Annotated in this window: 17 protein-coding genes, 18 tRNA genes, 2 rRNA genes and 1 pseudogene; 4 read left to right on the forward strand and 34 right to left on the reverse strand. The window is 41.7% G+C overall.

Annotated elements, in window-relative coordinates:
* Positions 1-92: 92 nt before the first annotated feature.
* The 3 genes and pseudogenes from CU635_RS21850 to proC form a co-directional block, all read right to left on the reverse strand.
* Positions 93-1,481: pseudogene (locus tag CU635_RS21850) on the reverse strand (L-cystine transporter).
* A gap of 588 nt (positions 1,482-2,069) precedes the next feature.
* Positions 2,070-3,101, reverse strand: a complete 1,032-nt coding sequence (gene ytvI / locus CU635_RS21855; protein WP_101579492.1) for a sporulation integral membrane protein YtvI — start codon at positions 3,099-3,101, stop codon at positions 2,070-2,072.
* Positions 3,102-3,266: 165 nt separating this feature from the next.
* The gene (gene proC, locus CU635_RS21860; RefSeq protein ID WP_101579493.1) at positions 3,267-4,076 is read right to left on the reverse strand and encodes a pyrroline-5-carboxylate reductase; all 810 of its coding nucleotides are present in this window, start codon (positions 4,074-4,076) and stop codon (positions 3,267-3,269) included.
* Positions 4,077-4,202: 126 nt separating this feature from the next.
* Between proC and CU635_RS21865 the strand changes: the two genes are divergently transcribed.
* A complete protein-coding gene (locus tag CU635_RS21865; protein WP_101579494.1) occupies positions 4,203-4,844 on the forward strand; it encodes a DNA-3-methyladenine glycosylase in 642 nt (213 codons plus the stop codon).
* A gap of 81 nt (positions 4,845-4,925) precedes the next feature.
* Entirely contained in the window at positions 4,926-5,495 is a 570-nt protein-coding gene (locus tag CU635_RS21870; RefSeq protein WP_101579495.1) for a CBO0543 family protein, read from the forward strand.
* Between the two features lie 37 nt (positions 5,496-5,532).
* On the opposite strand, the gene CU635_RS21875 is transcribed toward CU635_RS21870, so the two are convergent.
* Positions 5,533-6,333, reverse strand: coding sequence for an AraC family transcriptional regulator (locus CU635_RS21875; RefSeq protein WP_180955741.1), 801 nt, complete (start codon positions 6,331-6,333; stop codon positions 5,533-5,535).
* Positions 6,334-6,436: 103 nt separating this feature from the next.
* Here CU635_RS21875 and CU635_RS21880 point away from each other — a divergent pair, with 103 nt between their 5' ends.
* Positions 6,437-6,799, forward strand: coding sequence for a hypothetical protein (locus CU635_RS21880; protein WP_101579497.1), 363 nt, complete (start codon positions 6,437-6,439; stop codon positions 6,797-6,799).
* Positions 6,800-6,954: 155 nt separating this feature from the next.
* On the opposite strand, the gene yhbH is transcribed toward CU635_RS21880, so the two are convergent.
* The 10 genes from yhbH to CU635_RS21920 form a co-directional block, all read right to left on the reverse strand.
* Complete coding sequence (yhbH, locus tag CU635_RS21885) at positions 6,955-8,124, reverse strand: sporulation protein YhbH (RefSeq protein ID WP_101579498.1); 1,170 nt, start codon at positions 8,122-8,124, stop codon at positions 6,955-6,957.
* 298 nt (positions 8,125-8,422) lie between these two features.
* A complete protein-coding gene (locus tag CU635_RS23570; protein ID WP_180956464.1) occupies positions 8,423-8,578 on the reverse strand; it encodes a hypothetical protein in 156 nt (51 codons plus the stop codon).
* A gap of 101 nt (positions 8,579-8,679) precedes the next feature.
* Positions 8,680-10,575 carry a PrkA family serine protein kinase gene (locus CU635_RS21890; RefSeq protein WP_101579499.1) on the reverse strand — a complete coding sequence of 632 codons (1,896 nt, stop codon included), beginning with the start codon at positions 10,573-10,575 and terminating at the stop codon, positions 8,680-8,682.
* Positions 10,576-10,933: 358 nt separating this feature from the next.
* On the reverse strand, positions 10,934-11,683 hold the full coding sequence (nfsA, locus tag CU635_RS21895) for an oxygen-insensitive NADPH nitroreductase (RefSeq protein ID WP_101579500.1): 750 nt from the start codon (positions 11,681-11,683) through the stop codon (positions 10,934-10,936).
* Positions 11,684-11,744: 61 nt separating this feature from the next.
* Entirely contained in the window at positions 11,745-12,218 is a 474-nt protein-coding gene (trmL, locus tag CU635_RS21900) for a tRNA (uridine(34)/cytosine(34)/5-carboxymethylaminomethyluridine(34)-2'-O)-methyltransferase TrmL (protein WP_101579501.1), read from the reverse strand.
* A 66-nt stretch (positions 12,219-12,284) separates the two neighbouring features.
* Complete coding sequence (locus CU635_RS21905; protein WP_101579502.1) at positions 12,285-13,166, reverse strand: amidase domain-containing protein; 882 nt, start codon at positions 13,164-13,166, stop codon at positions 12,285-12,287.
* Between the two features lie 82 nt (positions 13,167-13,248).
* Entirely contained in the window at positions 13,249-14,382 is a 1,134-nt protein-coding gene (queG, locus tag CU635_RS21910) for a tRNA epoxyqueuosine(34) reductase QueG (RefSeq protein ID WP_101579503.1), read from the reverse strand.
* An 88-nt stretch (positions 14,383-14,470) separates the two neighbouring features.
* Positions 14,471-14,638, reverse strand: a complete 168-nt coding sequence (locus CU635_RS23575; RefSeq protein WP_180955739.1) for a hypothetical protein — start codon at positions 14,636-14,638, stop codon at positions 14,471-14,473.
* Positions 14,639-14,972: 334 nt separating this feature from the next.
* Entirely contained in the window at positions 14,973-15,602 is a 630-nt protein-coding gene (locus CU635_RS21915; RefSeq protein WP_101579504.1) for an SGNH/GDSL hydrolase family protein, read from the reverse strand.
* A 65-nt stretch (positions 15,603-15,667) separates the two neighbouring features.
* Positions 15,668-16,270 carry a TetR/AcrR family transcriptional regulator gene (locus CU635_RS21920; RefSeq protein WP_101579505.1) on the reverse strand — a complete coding sequence of 201 codons (603 nt, stop codon included), beginning with the start codon at positions 16,268-16,270 and terminating at the stop codon, positions 15,668-15,670.
* A gap of 339 nt (positions 16,271-16,609) precedes the next feature.
* On the opposite strand from CU635_RS21920, the gene CU635_RS21925 reads away from it, so the two are divergent.
* Positions 16,610-17,278 carry a B3/B4 domain-containing protein gene (locus CU635_RS21925; RefSeq protein WP_101579506.1) on the forward strand — a complete coding sequence of 223 codons (669 nt, stop codon included), beginning with the start codon at positions 16,610-16,612 and terminating at the stop codon, positions 17,276-17,278.
* A 128-nt stretch (positions 17,279-17,406) separates the two neighbouring features.
* Here the strand turns inward: CU635_RS21925 and CU635_RS21930 are convergent.
* The 20 genes from CU635_RS21930 to CU635_RS22025 form a co-directional block, all read right to left on the reverse strand.
* A tRNA-Gly gene (locus CU635_RS21930) sits at positions 17,407-17,480 on the reverse strand.
* A 59-nt stretch (positions 17,481-17,539) separates the two neighbouring features.
* A tRNA-Leu gene (locus CU635_RS21935) sits at positions 17,540-17,624 on the reverse strand.
* Positions 17,625-17,642: 18 nt separating this feature from the next.
* Positions 17,643-17,728 (reverse strand) — tRNA-Leu (locus CU635_RS21940).
* 35 nt (positions 17,729-17,763) lie between these two features.
* A tRNA-Cys gene (locus CU635_RS21945) sits at positions 17,764-17,837 on the reverse strand.
* Positions 17,838-17,847: 10 nt separating this feature from the next.
* Positions 17,848-17,922 (reverse strand) — tRNA-Gly (locus CU635_RS21950).
* Between the two features lie 4 nt (positions 17,923-17,926).
* Positions 17,927-18,001: transfer RNA gene (locus tag CU635_RS21955), tRNA-Gln, on the reverse strand.
* A gap of 21 nt (positions 18,002-18,022) precedes the next feature.
* Positions 18,023-18,098: transfer RNA gene (locus CU635_RS21960), tRNA-His, on the reverse strand.
* Between the two features lie 79 nt (positions 18,099-18,177).
* Positions 18,178-18,253, reverse strand: a tRNA-His gene (locus CU635_RS21965).
* A 13-nt stretch (positions 18,254-18,266) separates the two neighbouring features.
* Positions 18,267-18,340: transfer RNA gene (locus CU635_RS21970), tRNA-Trp, on the reverse strand.
* A 10-nt stretch (positions 18,341-18,350) separates the two neighbouring features.
* Positions 18,351-18,435, reverse strand: a tRNA-Tyr gene (locus CU635_RS21975).
* Between the two features lie 62 nt (positions 18,436-18,497).
* Positions 18,498-18,573 (reverse strand) — tRNA-Thr (locus CU635_RS21980).
* A 28-nt stretch (positions 18,574-18,601) separates the two neighbouring features.
* Positions 18,602-18,677: transfer RNA gene (locus CU635_RS21985), tRNA-Phe, on the reverse strand.
* Positions 18,678-18,969: 292 nt separating this feature from the next.
* Positions 18,970-19,045 (reverse strand) — tRNA-Asp (locus CU635_RS21990).
* A 3-nt stretch (positions 19,046-19,048) separates the two neighbouring features.
* A tRNA-Met gene (locus tag CU635_RS21995) sits at positions 19,049-19,122 on the reverse strand.
* Between the two features lie 172 nt (positions 19,123-19,294).
* Positions 19,295-19,370, reverse strand: a tRNA-Val gene (locus tag CU635_RS22000).
* A 20-nt stretch (positions 19,371-19,390) separates the two neighbouring features.
* Positions 19,391-19,465: transfer RNA gene (locus CU635_RS22005), tRNA-Glu, on the reverse strand.
* Positions 19,466-19,478: 13 nt separating this feature from the next.
* Positions 19,479-19,571 (reverse strand) — tRNA-Ser (locus tag CU635_RS22010).
* A gap of 3 nt (positions 19,572-19,574) precedes the next feature.
* Positions 19,575-19,649, reverse strand: a tRNA-Asn gene (locus CU635_RS22015).
* A 160-nt stretch (positions 19,650-19,809) separates the two neighbouring features.
* A 5S ribosomal RNA gene (gene rrf / locus CU635_RS22020) occupies positions 19,810-19,925 on the reverse strand.
* Positions 19,926-20,050: 125 nt separating this feature from the next.
* Positions 20,051-20,163: ribosomal RNA gene (locus tag CU635_RS22025) — 23S ribosomal RNA — on the reverse strand; the annotation flags it as partial.

Genomic DNA, 20,163 nt, shown 5'->3' on the forward strand with positions numbered 1-20,163 from the left:
GATTTCGTTGCACCGATATGAAAATCCTTTTTTAACAGGCAATTTGCTTGCCAAAAAGAAACGGCAGGTGCCAGGCACCTGCCGAGAAGCTGCTAAGCTTCAGCTTCAATTCTTTCATTTATGTCATTGTACGCAGTTGTGTCAATTTCCCCGGTAATCCGGCTTGTCAACACACCTGAAGTCATTGCACCGCTAACATTCACAGCTGTTCGGCCCATGTCAATAAGCGGCTCTACGGATATCAAAAGTCCTGCTAAACCGATTGGCAAGTTCAATGCTGAAAGAACAAGAAGTGCAGCAAATGTTGCTCCTCCCCCGACACCTGCAACACCGAAAGAGCTAATCGCCACAATGGCAATGACCGAAATAATGAATGACGGGCTAAGCGGATTGATTCCAACTGTTGGCGCAATCATGATTGCAAGCATGGCAGGATAAATTCCGGCACAGCCGTTCTAGCCAATCGTTAAGCCAAATGATCCGGAGAAATTGGCAATGGCTTCTGGAACACCCAATGATTTTTGCGTCTTAATGTTAAGCGGCAACGCACCGGCACTTGTCCTGGACGTAAATGCGAATGTCAATACAGGGAATGCCTTTTTCACATACGTAACTGGATTCAGTCCTGCAATAATCAGTAAGAGCAGGTGGATAATGAACATCACGATTAGTGCAACGTAAGAAGCGCCGACGAATTTTCCGAGATTGACAATTGCAGCAACGTCACTTGTTGCTACGGTTCTAGTCATGATCGCAAGAACGCCGTATGGTGTTAAGCGCAGTATTAACGTGACGACACGCATGACGATTGCATAAACCGAATCAACAATTTTTGCAAACAATTCAGCATGCTCCGGGGTTTTACGCCTGACACCCAGGTAAGCAATACCAAGGAATGCTGCAAAAATCACAACAGAGATTGTCGATGTTGGACGTGCACCCGTGAAATCCAAAAACGGATTTCCAGGTAATAATTCAAGTATTTGCTGTGGCAAGGTTTTGTCAGCAATTTCCCCGTAGGTTTGCTCAAGCTGTTCAGCCCGGGCGGTTTCCGCGTCACCCTGTTCAATTTGAACGGCTTCTAAATCAAAGCCAATCGCAGTCACAATACCAACCGTTGCAGCAACAGCAGTCGTTCCGATGAGAATGCCGAGAATCAATGTACTGATTTTGCCGATATTGTTCGTAAGTTTAAGCTTCGTAAATGCAGCCAAAATCGAAATAAACACAAGTGGCATTACAATCATTTGCAGAAACTTCACATAACCATTTCCAACTAAATTGAACCAGTCTGCTGTTGCTGTTACAACTTCAGAAGCCGGCCCATAAATAAACTGCAATGCAAAGCCAAAAACAATTCCTAAGCCTAACGCAGCAAAGACCCGTTTAGAAAACGAAACATGTTTTTTCTGCATGTAGTACAACCCAACAATAATGATAAGCATAATAGCAACATTGATCACTACAAAAGCAGTATTCATTTAAATACTACCTCCCTATTAAGTTATTAATACTGGTTTAATATAAAACAATTTATTCCAATCAGTCAAGTCGGAATTAACACAAAAACCTCACCTCCATGTAATCGTGAGGATAGAAAATGGATCATTACCTATGTATATTATGAATTTATGAATTTATTTCATTTGGACAATGACTTGCGTGAATTTCACGATGTAATAAGCCTAAACCGAAAAACGAATAAAGTTGTCTACATATAAAGGAGTATGCCGTAGGAAACGAATAATACTATCTTAACTTTAAGTAACTGTTCGTTTTTCACTTAAAGAATTGCTTTATGAAATTCATTGATTGAGTCAATTTCACAATGTAATAAGCTAAACCGAAAAACAAATGAAATTGTCTACATATACAGCAGTATCCATAGAAACGAATAATACTATCTTAACTTTAAGTAACTGTCTCGTTTTTCACTTAAAAAAATTGCTTTATAAAATTCATTGATTTATAAATAAACAGAAGCACCTGAAATTGGTATCCAGGATGCTTCTGTGTTCACAGCTATATTCTTTAAACAACGATAGCGTCAACAATATGCCCTGCATGGATCATACTTTAAAGTTCACTTTAATAATATTGGCTTTTTTCAATGTATCATAGATGATCACGATCGCAGGGCCTATAATAATCCCTAAAAGTCCGATCAGTTTGAAGCCGATATATAAACTTACAAGAGCGGCGAGAGGAGATATACCAAGGCTCGTCGAATAAACCTTAGGTTCAATGATTCTCCTGACAACCGTTATGACAATAAACAAAATGATCAATCCGATTCCAAGGAAAGTATTGTTTTGCAGGATTGCGAACACTGCCCATGGAACAAGAACCGATCCTGTTCCCAGAATCGGCAAAATATCAACAATCACGATCAACAATGAGAGCAGTGCTGTATACGGAGCTCCCAGAATCGATAAGCCTACGAATGCCATGATAAACGTCAGTATGCTTAAAATAACCTGGGCTTTTAAAAAGCCGATCCCTGCCTTATTTAACTGGTTCGCTACTAAATAAACCTTCCGCTTTGTTTGCTCCTTTAAGTGCGCCTCCAGACTTGCTTTTAAGCGGGGAAGCTCAAGGCTGATTAAAAACAGAGCAATTAAATAGATTAAGAATTCAATTAGAAAGCCGGGAACAGCCGTTACCAGGTTAACGATGTTTTGCATAAGTCCCTGTAAAAAAACGTCGATCGAGGTAATAGTGTTTTCAATTGCCACTTCTATTGACTTCATTACATCTACCGGCAAATCCTTGGAATAAAATTCCCATCTTCTGATCAGAGGGCGGATCGCTGTCGTATAAAGATCTTTTACAAAAGTCGGCGTCTTTTCTGAAAGGGTGATCGTTTGCTGGACAATGAGTAAAATTAAATAATAACCCAGCACCGACATAGCCAGTACATAACCTGTGAAGACAGATATTACCGCTTGAAGCCGGGAGAAATTCCATTTTTTCACCAGCCAGCTAACAGAACCCTCTAACAAACAGGCGGTTAAAAAGGCAAAGATAATCGGAAGACTGTACGGAATAAGAAAAAAAATACCGATAATAATAACTGAAGCAAATACCCATTTTTTCCACATATTCATAATTCTCCTTAACGGGCATCATGCCTCGTTTCCCAAATGTGCAGCAAGCTAATTAAACACTTTTTTATGAGTGAATTTCATAAAGCAATTCTTTAATACTCATACATGATATTATAATGGTTTATCACGATTATGTAAGTATCCGAACTAGTACAATACTTATTTCTGCGCTAACTCTTCTGTCCTTTTTGTACAGCTTTCCATCGCGGAAATTACTGCTGAACGAAATCGTTCTTTTTCAAGAGTGGCAATTGCCTGGATCGTCGCACCGCCGGGAGTACATACGTCATCCTTGAGCACACCAGGATGCATCCCTGTTTCCAACACCATTTTAGCCGCTCCCATTACAGCCTGGGCTGCAAATTGATAGGCCTGTTTCCTTGGGATCCCTTGCATAACTCCCCCATCAGCCAGCGCTTCAATCAACATGTAGACATATGCAGGCGAAGAACCGCTAATCGCCGGGATCGCATTCATTAATTTCTCTTCAATCAGTTCAATCCGGCCAAAGCTTGCAAAAATCGACAGCATATCCCTCAATTCTTCATCAAGGACGTTTCTATTTGCTGCAATTGCGGTCATTCCTTCTCCCACTAAAGATGGAGTATTGGGCATGGTCCTGATCGCTTTAACATGTTCACCAAACGATTCTTCGATATACTGCAATGTGATTCCAGCCGCTATGGTTATAATAATCGTATGTTCACTAACAGAATCCTTAATTTGCTTGATCACACTCTTATGCACATCCGGTTTCACTGCAAGAATAAGCACATCCGCAGCACGTGCAATTTGCCGATTATCCAAACATGTAAAGATTCCAAATTTTTCTCTCACTAAAGTGATCGTTTCTTCTGAAGCTGAACTAGCATAAATATTTTCAGCAGGCAGCAATTGGGAATTAAGGATTCCTTGAATCATTGCCTGAGCCATTTTTCCACAGCCAATAAAGCCGATTCGTTTATTCACTTACTCCACTCTCCATACATATTTCATAGGTATATTAAAAATGTAACAAAAAATCATGGTACATGTCACTCTTTATCGAGTATAGAGGTTGGATGCAGAATGCTCATGAGACGAGGAGGTTTGTATATGAAGAAGATTCTTAATGGGGAATTAACGAACGAGTCCAGCCTAAAAGCAGTGCCTTTAACGATAGATTTTTTTAAACAACCAACCCTTGATCTTGCCAAGTCGTTGTTAGGCTGCCTGCTCGTAAAGGAGACAGACGAAGGAGTTACCTCCGGCTTTATTATTGAGACCGAAGCATACACCGGGCCGGAAGATCAGGCGGCCCATAGTTATAACAACCGCAGAACAGCGAGAACCGAAATTATGTTTGCAGAGCCTGGGCATATTTATACATATGTCATGCATACCCATTGTCTGGTCAACATTGTCAGCGGGCCAAAAGATAAGCCTGAAGCCGTTTTGATTCGAGCCATTGAGCCTTTTAGCGGCATTGAATTAATGAAAAAAAGACGGGGCATAACCGATTTAAAAAACCTGACAAACGGGCCCGGCAAGCTGACAAAAGCGATGGGTATTTCAATGGCAGATTACGGACGCTCAGTTTGTGAACCACCTTTGTATATTTGCACCGGTATCCAGCCTGCCGGAATATCACAAGGGAAAAGAATAGGCATTGATAATTCTGGTGAGGCAAGAGATTATCCATGGAGGTTTTGGGAAACAGACAACCCTTTCGTTTCACGGCACCGTAAACGAATTTAACGCCGCATGTATGCCTGTAAATGTATAAAACAAATAGACTTTTGGAATGATAAACTAGATTTTAACAGGAAGTAGAACAACATGACTGCTAACCAAAAGTCTTTTATTGAAGATCTTGAAAATACGCAGCTCGAATTATCAAATAAATGGATTGAGTACTGGAATACATATTCTAATTTTGGGACATGGCAATTTTGGACCAATCTTAGCTTTCTTCTCATCCCTTTAATTGTGCTCTATTTTTTTATCGACAAAAGAAAGGCGCTCCTCATTGGATTCTATGGTTTTAATGTACATGTTTGGTTCACCTATATTGATATCATTGGAGGTGAGAGAGCCTATTGGTTTTACCCGTATAAAGTTTTTCCAATCCTGCCGACAGGCTTTGCTCTAGATGTAGCTTTAGTACCGGTAGCCTACATGCTCGTGTATCAATGGACTCTCAAACATAAGAAAAATTATTACTTATACATTCTTGCCCTCTGTGCTGTATTAGCCTTTGTCTTTAAGCCGTTATTAGTATCATTGGATCTGTTTGAATTAAACAGGGGTGCAAACTATTTTCACCTGTTCCTTGGTTATGCAATCGTTGCAGTCATTTCTAAAATCATCACTAATATCTTTGTTTCTTTTGAAAAGAATGCGAAATAGAACACGTGGTTCATATTTATAAAGCTACAAGTTTTTGCTAATCTCTAAATTGCTTTGGGGTGCAGCCAACCCAAATAACAAAATTCCGATGGAACTGGCTTGGACTGCTGAATCCTAGCTCATAACTGATCTCTGTAATTGTTTTATTAGAATTTCGCAGCATTTCTTTCCCCTGTTCTATCCGCAAAGATAATACATATTGATATGGGGTGTAGCTTATCTGCTTTTTAAAAGATCGGATGAAATGAAATTTGCTTTGATGAGCCAACTCTGCAAGCGTTTCTATTCTTATATTCTCATTGTAATGGGAATGGATGTATTCTAAAACATGATTTAAATATATATCTGCGGAGACTAAACGGTTAACGGTGGAATTATGGCTGCCCTTTAATATGTTTGAAAAATAATGAAAGGCATTTTGTTCGACTTCTGATTCCAACAGATTCGTGCGTTGCTCGAGTAAAAGATTATTAACCCACTGCTTCAAATTCCTTCGTAATTCATTTGGAATAATAATTTGTTGTTCATTAAGTTCAACTTCATCGCAAGTCCCATAATTGTCGCGTATCCACTCGTTAAATTGAGCCTTGTTAAGCCCAATAATAAACATTGAACTGGTTTCTTTGGAAAACTGATGCCCGTGAATGGATAAAGGATTAGCGATGATTGATTCTCCATTTTTCAATATATATTCATGATTGTTTAAATTAGCAATGAGCTTTCCACTCATCGGAATAGAAATCTGATAGACATCCTCATGTGAATGTGGAATGTCATGCCAATTTGCCCCACTAAACTGCAAAAATTTAATATTTGACAGTTTAAGAAAGAAACCCATCCCTATCTCCCCTATATCAAAAATTGCTTCTTGAGTGAGCATTATATGTAAAACATTATACCATTTCTCATTGCATAATAGCTTTAGAGGAGTGTGATGAAATATGAAGTTTAAGAGCAAAAGATGTTATTTAGTTTATGGAATTGCTGCAAATCATCTCAATGCAAAACAGGCAAATTACGCATTAAATCATTGGATTAAAAATCAACGATTAGGAAAAATTATTTACCACGAGCATTTTGCAAGTAAGCCTTTAGGAGGCATTGCGATTTTCGAAATATCGTCACAGCAGGAACTAGATGAGCTCACTATGGAACCCCAAAAAGAAGATTCCTACCTTTATGGATGGGATTTAAATTATCATCCATTGATCCATAGCACAGATACAGAACGGTTTATATACCAAGTTCAATACACTTTATCTTCATATCGTGGTGTAAACTTGAGTTATGAACTGAAGGATTGAAAACCTTATTGAAAATGTGTTTCTTTATAGAAGCGCATTTCCCCGCTGAATGTGATAGAAGGTTACAGGTTTCATAAATATTTGTAATGTATCATATAGCCTAGCTTAAACGGAGGCACTATGATAAACAAAAAAAAGAGGGTTCTCCCCTCCTTTTATGCGTACATCTTACTATCTTCATTTTTGAAAAAACTCTTCATCGCATGGAACACGTCGGCTTTTTGCTTGAGGATGTAATAGCGGTATTTTTCATTTTTGATGTTTTTATACGCGGACATGAGGGTTGAGTGGCGATTGTATTGATTGACTTCTCCGTAACCAAACATATTGGAGACATTCATTAATTCTTCAACAAGCTTGACGCATCTCGCATTGTCCGAGGTTAAGTTATCACCGTCGGAGAAGTGGAATGGATAAATATTAAAGCGGCGCGGGTTGTATTTGACTTCGATAATCTCCAATGCTTTCCGGTAGGCGGATGAGCAGATCGTGCCGCCGCTTTCTCCTTTTGAAAAAAAGTCTTCTTCAGAGACGACTTTTGCTTCCGTATGATGGGCGATAAATTCAATATCGACGGTTTCATATTTTGTTCTTAAAAATCGGGTCATCCAGAAGAAGAAGCTCCGTGCCATATACTTTTCCCAGATCCCCATCGAGCCGCTCGTGTCCATCATCGCGATTACGACCGCCTTTGATTCCGGTTTAATCACTTCATTCCATGTTTTAAATTTTAAGTCTTCCTTGTAGATCGGATGGAAAGCGGGCTTGCCTTTCATAGCATTGCGTTTGAACGCCGTCATCATTGTCCGCTTTTTATCGATGTTACCCATCAATCCAGTTTTGCGAATGTCATTAAATTCAATGTTCTCAACCAAATGCTCGTCTTGCTCTTTTCTTTTTAAGTTCGGGAGCTCTAATTGCTTGAATAATGCTGCTTCCAGCTCCATCATCGTTACTTCTGCTTCAAAATAATCTTCGCCCGGCTGGTCTCCTGCCCCCTGGCCTTTGCCTGGTCCCTTCTGACCCTGTGATCCATCTCTGGCCACTACATCACCGATCTGGCTGTCGCCGGCCCCCTGGCCTACATGCTTATTCTTATCATAGTTATAACGGATTTTATATTCATCGAGGGAACGGATAGGAATTTTAACTACTTCGCGACCGTTAGACATAATGATGCTTTCTTCTGTAATCAGGTCAGGCAGGTTATTTCGAATTGCATCCTGCACCTTTTCCTGATGCCGCTGTTGATCATCGTGGCCTTTGCGGTGGAGGGACCAATCTTCTTTGGAAATTACAAACTGATGCTTATTTGAATCGGTCATTTTTCACCCCTCCTATTTTTTTCCTAATCCAAGCACATATTACATGGTAAAACATACAATAGAGTGTTGCTTTACAAATAGAAACGTTGATTACTCTATCCTATGCAGAAAGGCCAAATAATTTACAAATAATTTTGACAATGGGTTCCCGCGCTATTAAAATGGACAACCTTGTTTCGCCCGTTTTTTTTCAATTCTTAGTGTTATCAAACCATTCCTCTAAAAAGAGGCTTGTTCGTAAAGAAAAAAACCCTGTCAATTAATTTAGAACAGGGTTTCACTCTCTTATTTCACATGTCTATTTATTCGTATCGTATTGAATCGGATCCGGCATCTTATCGTCCTGCTTCAATTCCTGGTTCGTGCGAAGATTCTCCATCTGCTTACCGAGGTTTTTCATTTCTTCCATATTTGGGGCCATTGAGCCATTCATAGGTGTAATATCTTTATCCATTCCATTTTTTTCCACCTGGATCACCTCTGCTAAATATTTACCCAATTAGCCGAAAAATAAACCTCACAGGAAGAATCAAATTGGAGCATGTAGACACTGATTTACCGGTTTAAAAGGCTGCCCACATACCTCAACAGTTCATTTGCAGAAGAGGAATTATAGCCATGCTCGTCAATTAGGCGTGCAACGACTTCGTTTACCTTCTTGAGCTGTTGCTCATCCGGCGTTTTCGTAGAAGTCGTAATTTTGACAACATCCTTTAAATCTGCGAAAAGCTTTTTCTGGATCGCCTCACGCAGACGGTCGTGGGAGTTGTAATCGAATCGTTTTCCTTTTCTTGCATATGCTGAAATCCGAATCAGAATTTCCTCTCTAAACGCCTTTTTGGCATTTTCAGATATGCCAATTTGCTCTTCGATTGAACGCATTAATTTTTCATCCGGGCTAATCTCTTCCCCGGTTAATGGATCTCTTAATTTTGATTTATTGCAATAAGCTTCGACGTTATCGAGATAGTTATCCATTAACGTTTTCGCTGATTCCTCATAAGAGTAAACAAACGCCTTTTGAACTTCCTTCTTCGCAATCTCATCGTATTCTTTGCGCGCCAGGGAAATATAATTCAGGTAACGTTCCCGCAACTCAGCCGTAATCGACGGATGCTGGTCTAGCCCTTCTTTAAGCGAGCGGAGCACATCAAGAGCATTGATCGATGGCACCTCTTTCCGGATAATCGTCGACGAAATCCGGTTAATCACATAACGGGGATCAATCCCGCTCATCCCTTCATCCTGGTACTCCTTTTTCAGCTCCTCGACATCGGCCGAATTATAGCCCTCAACATTTTCTCCATCATAAAGGCGCATCTTTTTCACTAAATCAATATCGCCCTTTTTCGGCTCCTTTAAGCGGGTTAATATCGTAAACATCGCAGCAACCTTTAACGTATGCGGAGCGATGTGAACATCTGCAACATCACTTTCACGAATCATTTTCTCATAAATTTTTTCTTCCTCTGTCACCTTCAAATTGTAAGGAATCGGCATCACGATAATCCGCGAGTGTAGTGCCTCATTCTTTTTATTGGAAATAAACGAGCGGTATTCCGTTTCATTTGTATGTGCCACGATTAGTTCATCAGCCGAAATTAACGCAAATCGTCCTGCTTTAAAGTTGCCTTCCTGTGTGAGCGAAAGTAAATGCCAGAGAAATTTTTCATCGCATTTGAGCATCTCCTGGAATTCCATCATGCCCCGGTTCGCCTTGTTTAGCTCCCCGTCAAAGCGATAAGCACGCGGGTCTGATTCCGAGCCGTACTCGGCAATTGTCGAAAAATCGATGCTGCCGGTCAAGTCAGCAATATCCTGTGACTTCGGATCAGAAGGGCTGAATGTCCCAATCCCAACCCGCTTATCCTCCGAAAAGAAAATTCGCTCCACCAATACATCCTCGATTCTTCCGCCATACTCTTTTTCAAGTCGCATCATATTTAAAGGTGATAAGTTTCCTTCTATTCTTATCCCGTACTCTTCGAAAAAATCATTGCGAAGATGATGCGGAATTAAATGGAGCGGATCTTCGTGCATCGGGCAGCCTTTGATCGCAAAAATAGAGCCTCTATCTGTATGTGAATAGGCTTCTAAACCACGTTTTAGAATCGTCACGAGTGTCGATTTCCCTCCGCTGACAGGACCCATCAACAACAGAATTCTCTTTCTGACATCAAGCCGTTTAGCTGCCGGATGAAAATATTCCTCAACAAGCCTTTCCAAAGCTTCTTCAAGTCCGAATAGCTGATTGCAGAAGAACTTATAACGTTTATGCCCCCTGACCTCCTCGATACCGGCATCCTTTATCATATTAAAAACCCGTGAATGGGCAGACTGGGCAACCAGTGGCTTCTCTTTAATTAATTGCAGGTATTCTCCAAATGTTCCTTCCCATTTCAATTTCTCTTCCTCTTCACGAAATATTTCGATCTTTTTTAAAATATCCATATGGACCTCCCCCTGTCACATATTCAGAGACGATTAATATACCTTATGCGCTTGGACAAGTGAACATGCTCAAACCCATCGCAGTTATCCTTGTCCTTTTTTTGAAAAAATTTTATCCACACTTTTCATTCACAGTGGTGAAGACTTGAGATATAATAAAGTTATATGGATTCTTCAAGAAGAATTATGTAAAAAAGGGAGGCTTACATAAATGGGTACAATTATAGTTTTAGGTGTAGTTGTGGCATTCCTCGCGGCAATTTTCACAGCTGGTTACAATGATAAGCCGGGGATTAATAAGAAATAAATTAGGGTTACAAAGTGTAAAAAGCTGCTGAAAGCTCAGCAGCTTTTTCTATTAACGCAAATCGAGTTTTGATTTTTGGACATATTCCTTCATGTACATTCGCGATTGGTTCTCAAGCATCCCTGCTATTTGGCCTGTCCATGTGTCGTTTCTTCGTCCGCCGGTTCTCTGTTCATAATAAGCAGAAATCGTCTCGTTATACTCCTCTAGACCTTCGAGATAGCGGTTTTTATCTTGCTGATATTCGTTGAGATGGTACACCTGACTGCGCGGCAGCCTCGGTTTCTGGCCAGGCTCCTGCATCGGAACACCTATAGCAAGGCCGAATAGCGGAATAACGCGCTCAGGGGTTTTTAAAAGCTTTGATACTTCCTCAAGATTATTCCTGATTCCCCCGATATAACAGATGCCTAATCCCATTGACTCAGCGGCAATCGCAACATTTTGCGCCGCTAAAGATGCATCGATCAAAGCAACCATAAATTTTTCCGTGCTCTCAATAGCGGGAATGACATCTTTCCCTTCGATTTCACCGATCAATTGATGGCGGTATAAATCTGCACAAAACACTAAGAAGTGGCCGTTCTGCACCACGTAGCTTTGCTTGCCGGCAAGCTCTGAAAGCTTCTGTTTCTTGTCTCGGTCGGTGATGCCAATGATCGAATATGCCTGGATAAAGCTTGAAGTAGCAGCTGCTTGTGCACAAGCGATAATCGTGTCGATCTGCTCGTCAGTTAACGGTTTATCTTCAAAACTCCTGATTGAACGATGGTTTAAGATCGTCTCAATTGTTGGATTCATAAGCCTGTCCCACCTTTATGTATCATCTGAAAAGGACCTTGAGCGGTTAGGTCCATGCCATTTATCTTAAAGCCGGATAATCCTGCTGCCTTAATGCTTCATAAATTAAAATCGCAGCTGTATTGGACAAATTTAATGAGCGGACATTCTCATTCATTGGAATGCGCAAGCTTCTTTCTTTATTCGCCTCAATGATATTTTTAGGAAGCCCGGTTGTCTCTTTTCCAAAAATAAAATAGTAATCCTTGTCAGCGTCGCTGTAATCAAATGATGAATGCGGCTCCGTTCCAAACTTTGTTAAATAAAAAAATTCACCGCCACTATTTTTTTCATAAAATTCGTCTAACGATTCGTAGTAAACAACCTTTACAAATTCCCAATAATCCAAACCTGCCCGGCGCAGCATTTTATCATCTGTTGAAAATCCGAGTGGCCTGATTAAGTGTAAAATTGTATCTGTTGCAGCACAAGTTCTCGCTATATTGCCTGTATTGGCTGGGATTTCCGGCTGGTATAGTACGACATGCAAACCCACTTTTTTCACCTCAATAATAAACTCTAAAGGCTATTATACCACTCTTGGTTGCTCAGACAAGAATGTTCACTCATCATGAACTATTGTTATAAACTTGTATTTAATATTTGGAGTATAGGCAGTTGAATCCTCATATGCCCAGTAACGCATCCTGCTATTATGTGTATGGGCATTAACAAGGGGCATTTCAAATGCATCCTTGCCGGTAACGATTGTATTATGGTCAAAACGGCCATCACCCTGAAAATCGTAGCAAATCACGTCCCCAAGCAATAGTTTATCAGCGCTGCTGACTTCTCTTCCGCGCAAGCCTGTTTTTGATCCCGGCAAATACCAGCGCAGTGAATTGGCAACTGACCAGCTATAACTCCAATTATTATTTCTCATCCACCAGCCATTGCTCCTGTTCGGGTAACCTCTCATTGGCGCCCCTCCGGCATGCAGGCACTGGGAAATATAGTTGGTGCAATCCACTTCAAACTTTTTAAAGGCTGGATTGTAATCATTCCACCATCTTTCCGCATATTGGACCGCTTTTAAGCGATCATAATAGAACTCATTCTTCGTCCTTTGCATTTCCCGAATTGGGTCATCCGGAAAAACTTCTGCCAGGTTTTCATGAGCATATATGGAGATCTCTTTATCTTCAATTAAGACCCCTTTATAAAAATCGGCCTCTCGTTTTTCGATTTCTTCCTCCATATAAAGCATTCCCTTTTGGCGAATTAAAAATTGAAAATGTACTTCATACAAAAGGGTAGTGTGATCATCTTCCTCTTGCTTATCCGTGATTTTTCCCCTTGCTGCTGCCTTCACAATTTCAGCCGATCTTTTCGACAAACAATCTTTTTTAATTTCTATTTTCTGTGGTAAATCTTTATCGCTTCGCGTGTGTGATATATATTGGTTAACCCGTCTTCCTAAAAGAGCCTGCAGCTGTTCGCGCATTGGAAACACTCCTCTCATATACATACATATGAAGAAACAGCGCAATCAAACCAAAAAAAACAGGAATGGGAGTCCATTCCTGTTAGTGAACATAAAAAGTTAGTCCTTTTTCAATTTCTTTGATAACTTCCTCGTCTTTTTCTGTTTGAACAGCATGTTGAAGGGCCTCTCTTGCTTCGTTTCCGCCAATTTTCCCCAACGACCAGGCCGCCGTCCCCCTGATGACAGGCCTAGCGTCATTTTTAAGAACTTCAATGATGTCGGGAATTGCAGTTTCATCTTTATAATGGGCAAGGGCGATCAGCGCGTTTCTCTGGATTGGTTTTTTGCCTCTCCATGAACCGGATATTTTACTGTATTTCTCTTTAAATTCGCGATTTCCAATCCGAAGCAACGGTTTTAATAATGGCTTTGCTATTTCCGGGTCAGGTTCCATTTCAGAGTGGAAATGAAAATCCTTACCTTTGTTTACAGGACAAACCGTTTGGCAAGTATCGCAGCCATACAGCCGATTGCCTAGCTTATCACGAAATTCATCGGGCAGAAAACCTTTAGTTTGCGTTAGAAAAGCGATGCACCTTTGTGCATTTAACTGACCGCCTTGTATCAGCGCACCTGTAGGACAGACCTCAACACATTTATTGCAGCTTCCGCATTGGTCCTCCATTGGAGTATCAGGTTCAAACGGAATATTCGTGATCATTTCTCCGAGATACACATACGAGCCAAATTCTGGAGTAATGATTGAACAGTTTTTCCCGCTCCAGCCGATTCCCGCTCTTTGCGCAACGGCTCTATCGACTAATTCCCCTGTATCAACCATTGACTTAAGTTTGGCTTCAGGCACTTTCGACAAAATATATTCTTCAAGTTTTTTCAGGCGGTCGCGCAAAATCATATGGTAATCGGTTCCCCATGACGCCCGGCAAAAAATTCCCCGTCGCTCGCCTTTTTTGCTCAAAACCTGCTCTTTCATTTTCGAAGGGTAAGCTAAAGCGATAGCGATAATCGACTGTGATTTATCAAGCAAAAGCGATGGATCCGTTCTCTTTTCAATATCCGGCTCTTCAAAGCCTGATTGGTAGTTCAGCTCCTGCTGGCGCAACAGCCGGCTTTTCATCTCACTGAATGTATTTGTTGACGTGAAACCAATTTTATCAATACCGATTGTTTTACTGTAGGCAATGATATCCTGCTTCAGCTCGATACTATTCATTTTCGACCCTCCTTTCTTTCATGAGTTCCTATATGGCAGGCATAAAGCCTTTATTATAAAGATCAACGGTTTATATGATAAACTATTTTCAAGGAAATGTGGAGGTGAAAAGCATGGAAATATTCATATCGTCTGATATAGCAGCATTATCCCCGGCTTTAAAGTTGGCGTCAATTGATTCACTCCAAAACTGCCATGTTAGTTCGGCTTTTCCAGACAGAACCTGGAACCACTGTTGCTCCTCGGTTACATTCATCCACTAATCTCCTTGCTCTTATTCAAACAGGAAAGGTTACTAACAGAATATAGGTAATTTCGACTTTGATCTGTTAAAATCCGTTGTTATTGATTTAATTCCTGCTATTTTTAAAGTACAAATATCAAAAACACAGAAGCGCCATATGTTCACAGCTCCTCTGTGTTTTTGTTTAGATCCTTGCCGGTTCTTGTTTAGCTGTTTCTTCCTGCACGGTTATCAGGAACTGTCGTTTGCCGTATCGATGCCGATCCACAAACCGTCCTTCACATGCCAGGCAACCATGTCCTTGGCCACATGGTTTCCAGATGCCTTTGGGAACCGCGACCAATCTTCACTTTGATATTCCTCCCAGTGGACCATTCGGCGTATTTTTTATTTGCAGCAGGACGTCGTTCATTGCACCTGCTAATGCCATATATCCGACCGAGTTTGGGTGAATTCCATCCCGGCTCCACGTTTCTAAATTCAACGTAAAAGGGGCGTGCCATAATTCAGCGTAGGGAACACCAAATTCGACACATTTTTCACGAATCAACTGATTGAGCTCTGTCAACTGACTGCGAATTTGCCCTGCCTGTGAAGTCGGAAGCGTACGAAGTTTTGGAAAGTCCGGAACTGTGGAAGAAATAATGGTAACGCCTGTCTGTAATAAAGTAGACAGCATCTCTCCAAACTCCTGTTCAAATGCGGAAGCATTCCATCTCCCTTGCAATACATCATTACCGCCTGCCATCAAGGATACAAGATCAGGCCTTAAAGCCATGCACTTTCCCAGCTGTGTCCTCCGGATTTCGGCCGTAGTTTGTCCCCTGATGGCGATATTGGTATAGATTAACTCTGGGCAGCGTTCTTGCCACTCTTTTGCAAAGTGGTATGCCCAACTTAAACAAGGAATTCCCTCTACTTCATCTCCAATCCCCTCCGTCACACTGTCACCCATGGCCACAAAACGATTCCACACAATTGCTTTCCTCCCTTTATTTTCAGACACACATGTCTGTTTTTATGGTAAAAGAAATCGGCAGTTTAAGCCGTTTCCTTGACAACCCGTTTACGAATGTAATCTTGAAGATGATCGATCGTTTGATTCAAAAATTTTTTATCCTTGTGTAGACGACTTAACATCAGGGCGCCTTCTAACGAGGAAAGCAAAACGGTGGCAACCTCTTCTGGATTTACCTGAGAACTTACTTCTCCGTATTCAATTCCCTGCATAACCACTCTTCCAATTGATTCATGAAGTTGTAGCATGGCTTGATTAGCATAATCTTTCAATACCGGATTTACCGCATCTGTTTCTATGGCAACATTCATTATCGGACAGCCACCTGGAATAGGAGTATCTTCATATAGACGGCTGAATATGTGAAGGAACCCGTGCAAGCGTTCGACGATGTGATTCTCTGTCCACAAAGCCTCTCGATACTTCGAACCTATAGTTTCAGCCGCATAAAGAAATGCCTCGTTTGCAAGCTCATCCTTACTGCTAAAGTGATTGTATAAACCGCCTCTTTCCAGTCCTGTCGCATTCATAACATCAACCATAGTTGAGGCTACGTACCCCCTTTGATTAAAGAGGTTAGCCGCTTTTTCAATAATCATTTTTTTCGTTCGTTCGCCCTTTCGCATAAAAAACAACCTCTCAATTTGGGAAAATTAGTGCATATTATAAAAAAGACGAATGTGTCTGTTTTTATAATGTCTTTCCCATCAATATGTAAACCCTAAATATTCAATTTTTTGTCTTTAACACTATGAAGATCGAGATCATCCGTTTGTCGGGGATATTTCTTTCCTTGCATCAAACTCTCGATACGTCTTAGCTGATTCTTGATCTGCTGGACACTCTTTTATGATCGGCCCTACTTTCTTTCATGAGTTCCTATATGGCAGGAATAAAAGCCTTTATTATAACGATCAACGGTTTATATGATAGACTATTTTCAAACGAATATGGAGGTGAAAAGCATGGAAATAGTCATGTCACCTGATATAGCAGCGATTATCCCCAGCTTTAATGTTGGTGTCATTCAGTATCATGGCATTGTAGTCGGAGAATCCCCGCAAATGCTAAAAGGCAGGTTCCAGCTTTTTCAAGAATCGATATTTTTCGATTTAGAAAACAAAAATGTTACCGATCTCGAAGGCATTCAGGAGTGGAGGCAGATCTTTAAGAAGACTGGTATCGATCCAAACCGTTATCGCCCCTCTGCGGAGGCACTTTACCGGCGAATCAAAAAGCAAAACTATATAAACTCTGTTAATAGTGCTATTGATCTGAATAACTTTTGTTCACTCGAGTACCAGGTACCGATCGGTATTTATGATCGCAACCTTTTATCGGGGGATATTTCAATCCGGCTTGGCGGTAAAGGTGAAGAATATTTCGGCTTAAATGGCAGAAGCAATTCTCTTGCGAATCTCATTATCTCTGCCGATCAAAACGGTCCCTTCGGCAGCCCGTTTGTCGATTCCACCAGAACAGCGGTTGGCCCTGAGACAACAAGTGCTGTCCAAATCATTTACCTGCGTCCGTCCCTTGATAAGGAAAACCAGGTGAAGCTAACAGAAGCCGCAATGAATATGTTTCTTCAATTACATGGAGGAACTGCAAAATATGAGGTAATAGGATGCTGAACTGCATCCTATTTTTATTGCACGGATATTTACTGTACCGGAGCTTATCTTTTTTTATCAGTGAAAAAGAAAAAACGCAATGCTTCGTTCTTTAAGAGACGAAACACTGCGTTGCGATAGGGTATGTATGGAGCGGGTGATGGGAATCGAACCCACATCATCAGCTTGGAAGGCTGAGGTTTTACCACTAAACTACACCCGCACATAGGTGAAGTATAATTATTTTTAAAAATAAAAACAGGTTTCCCTGTTAAATAAATATGGTACCGGTGGTCGGGGTCGAACCGACACTCCAGAAGGAACACGATTTTGAGTCGTGCGCGTCTGCCAATTCCGCCACACCGGCGTATTAAATTATGGGTGATGCCGAGGACCGGAATCGAACCGGTACGGTAGTCACCTACCGCAGGATTTTAAGTCCTGTGCGTCTGCCAGTTCCGCCACCCCGGCAAATCGTAATCCTGCTTGTCCATTTTCTAAGTAAATGGAGGCGGCAACCGGATTCGAACCGGTGGTAAAGGTTTTGCAGACCTCTGCCTTACCACTTGGCTATGCCGCCAAAAAACTAATGGAGCGGAAGACGGGATTCGAACCCGCGACCCCAACCTTGGCAAGGTTGTATTCTACCACTGAACTACTTCCGCAAAATGGCTGGGCTAGCTGGATTCGAACCAACGCATGACGGAGTCAAAGTCCGTTGCCTTACCGCTTGGCTATAGCCCATTAATTAACATTGTATATTTATGGGGCGACTGATGGGAATTGAACCCACGAATGTCGGAACCACAATCCGATGCGTTAACCACTTCGCCACAATCGCCATAACATATTAGGCAGCTTTTTTGAAAATAATTGTCACCGTTAAGATGGATAAGATAATTGATACTAATTTAACATCATGGGGCGACTGATGGGAATCGAACCCACGAATGTCGGAACCACAATCCGATGCGTTAACCACTTCGCCACAATCGCCATTATAGTTATTTGGCAGGGGTAGTAGGAATCGAACCCACACTGGAGGTTTTGGAGACCTCTGTTCTACCTTTAAACTATACCCCTATATATCAAATGGTGGAGGGGGACGGATTCGAACCGCCGAACCCTGAGGGAGCGGATTTACAGTCCGCCGCGTTTAGCCACTTCGCTACCCCTCCATCAAGAAAATTAATTATATCACCGATCATTTTTCGGGTCAATCTGAAAAACTAACCATAAATGGTGCCGGCAAGAGGACTTGAACCCCCAACCTACTGATTACAAGTCAGTTGCTCTACCAATTGAGCTACACCGGCTTTGTATTAATATGAGGTTGAAAGAAAATGGTGGCTCAGGACGGAATCGAACCGCCGACACAAGGATTTTCAGTCCTTTGCTCTACCGACTGAGCTACTGAGCCATAATTGCAAATATTTCCTAAATTTTAATTCAAGTAAGTCCTTTGCTCAAAAGATCTCACGATCTTTCTCGCAGGTTGCCACAGGAGCCAATCAATGATGAGAGCAACCTGCTCTACCGACTGAGCTACTGAGCCATAATTGCAAATATTTCCTAAATTTTAATCAAGTAAGTCCTTTGCTCAAAAGATCTCACGATCTTTCTCGCAGGTTGCCGCAGGAGCCAATCAATGATGAGAGCAACCTGCTCTACCGACTGAGCTACTGAGCCAATTTATAACTGTTATAAAAAAATGGCGGTCCCGACCGGGATCGAACCGGCGATCTCCTGCGTGACAGGCAGGCATGTTAACCGCTACACCACGGGACCAGATTGCGGGGGCAGGATTTGAACCTGCGACCTTCGGGTTATGAGCCCGACGAGCTACCGAACTGCTCCACCCCGCGACAATAGAAATTATTAAGTTTTTCCTATGCTCATTGATACCATAAGAACTGTCCCGATCTCAGGATGCTGAACCAAGTAGCAGCTCGATCGGTACAACTCGCAGTTCATTCTGTGAAGTAACGCTCGTTGCTCCACCCCGCGACGATAAAAAACATGAAAACTTAACTGATATGGTGGAGGATGACGGGATCGAACCGCCGACCCTCTGCTTGTAAGGCAGATGCTCTCCCAGCTGAGCTAATCCTCCAGCTATGTATCCACGAAAAATGGTGACCCGTACGGGATTCGAACCCGTGTTACCGCCGTGAAAGGGCGGTGTCTTAACCGCTTGACCAACGGGCCATATAATTAAATATGGCGGAGAGCAAGGGATTTGAACCCTTGAGACAGTGATTAACCGCCTACACGATTTCCAATCGTGCTCCTTCGGCCACTCGGACAGCTCTCCGTTTGGCTCCGCAGGCAGGATTCGAACCTGCGACCGTTCGGTTAACAGCCGAATGCTCTACCACTGAGCTACTGCGGAATAATAATATACAACCCTAAACATTGTTTTGCTTCGAATGTCCCCATCTCAGTAAGCTTAAGCAAGTAGCAGCTCGATGGGTACAACTCGGAGCCCAATCCAGCAGCTTTGCTCGTTGCTCTACCACTGAGCTACTGCGGAATAATAATTTAAAATAATCGCCCGGCGGCGTCCTACTCTCACAGGGGGAAACCCCCAACTACCATCGGCGCTGAGAAGCTTAACTTCCGTGTTCGGGATGGGAACGGGTGTGACCTTCTCGCTATCGCCACCAGACAAGTTAAAGACATATTTTGTTATAATGCCTTTTAAAATTATTGCAAGAGAAAATGAAAGATTCGTTCTCTCAAAACTAGATAATCCAGAAGAAGTAAGTGTATCCGAGAATACCATTTCAAATTGTGGTTAAGTCCTCGATCGATTAGTATCAGTCAGCTCCACATGTCGCCACGCTTCCACCTCTGACCTATCAACCTGATCATCTTTCAGGGATCTTACTAGCTTGCGCTATGGG

It is taken from the genome of Bacillus canaveralius (assembly GCF_002860125.1).
Classification (GTDB): domain Bacteria; phylum Bacillota; class Bacilli; order Bacillales; family Cytobacillaceae; genus Bacillus_BJ; species Bacillus_BJ canaveralius.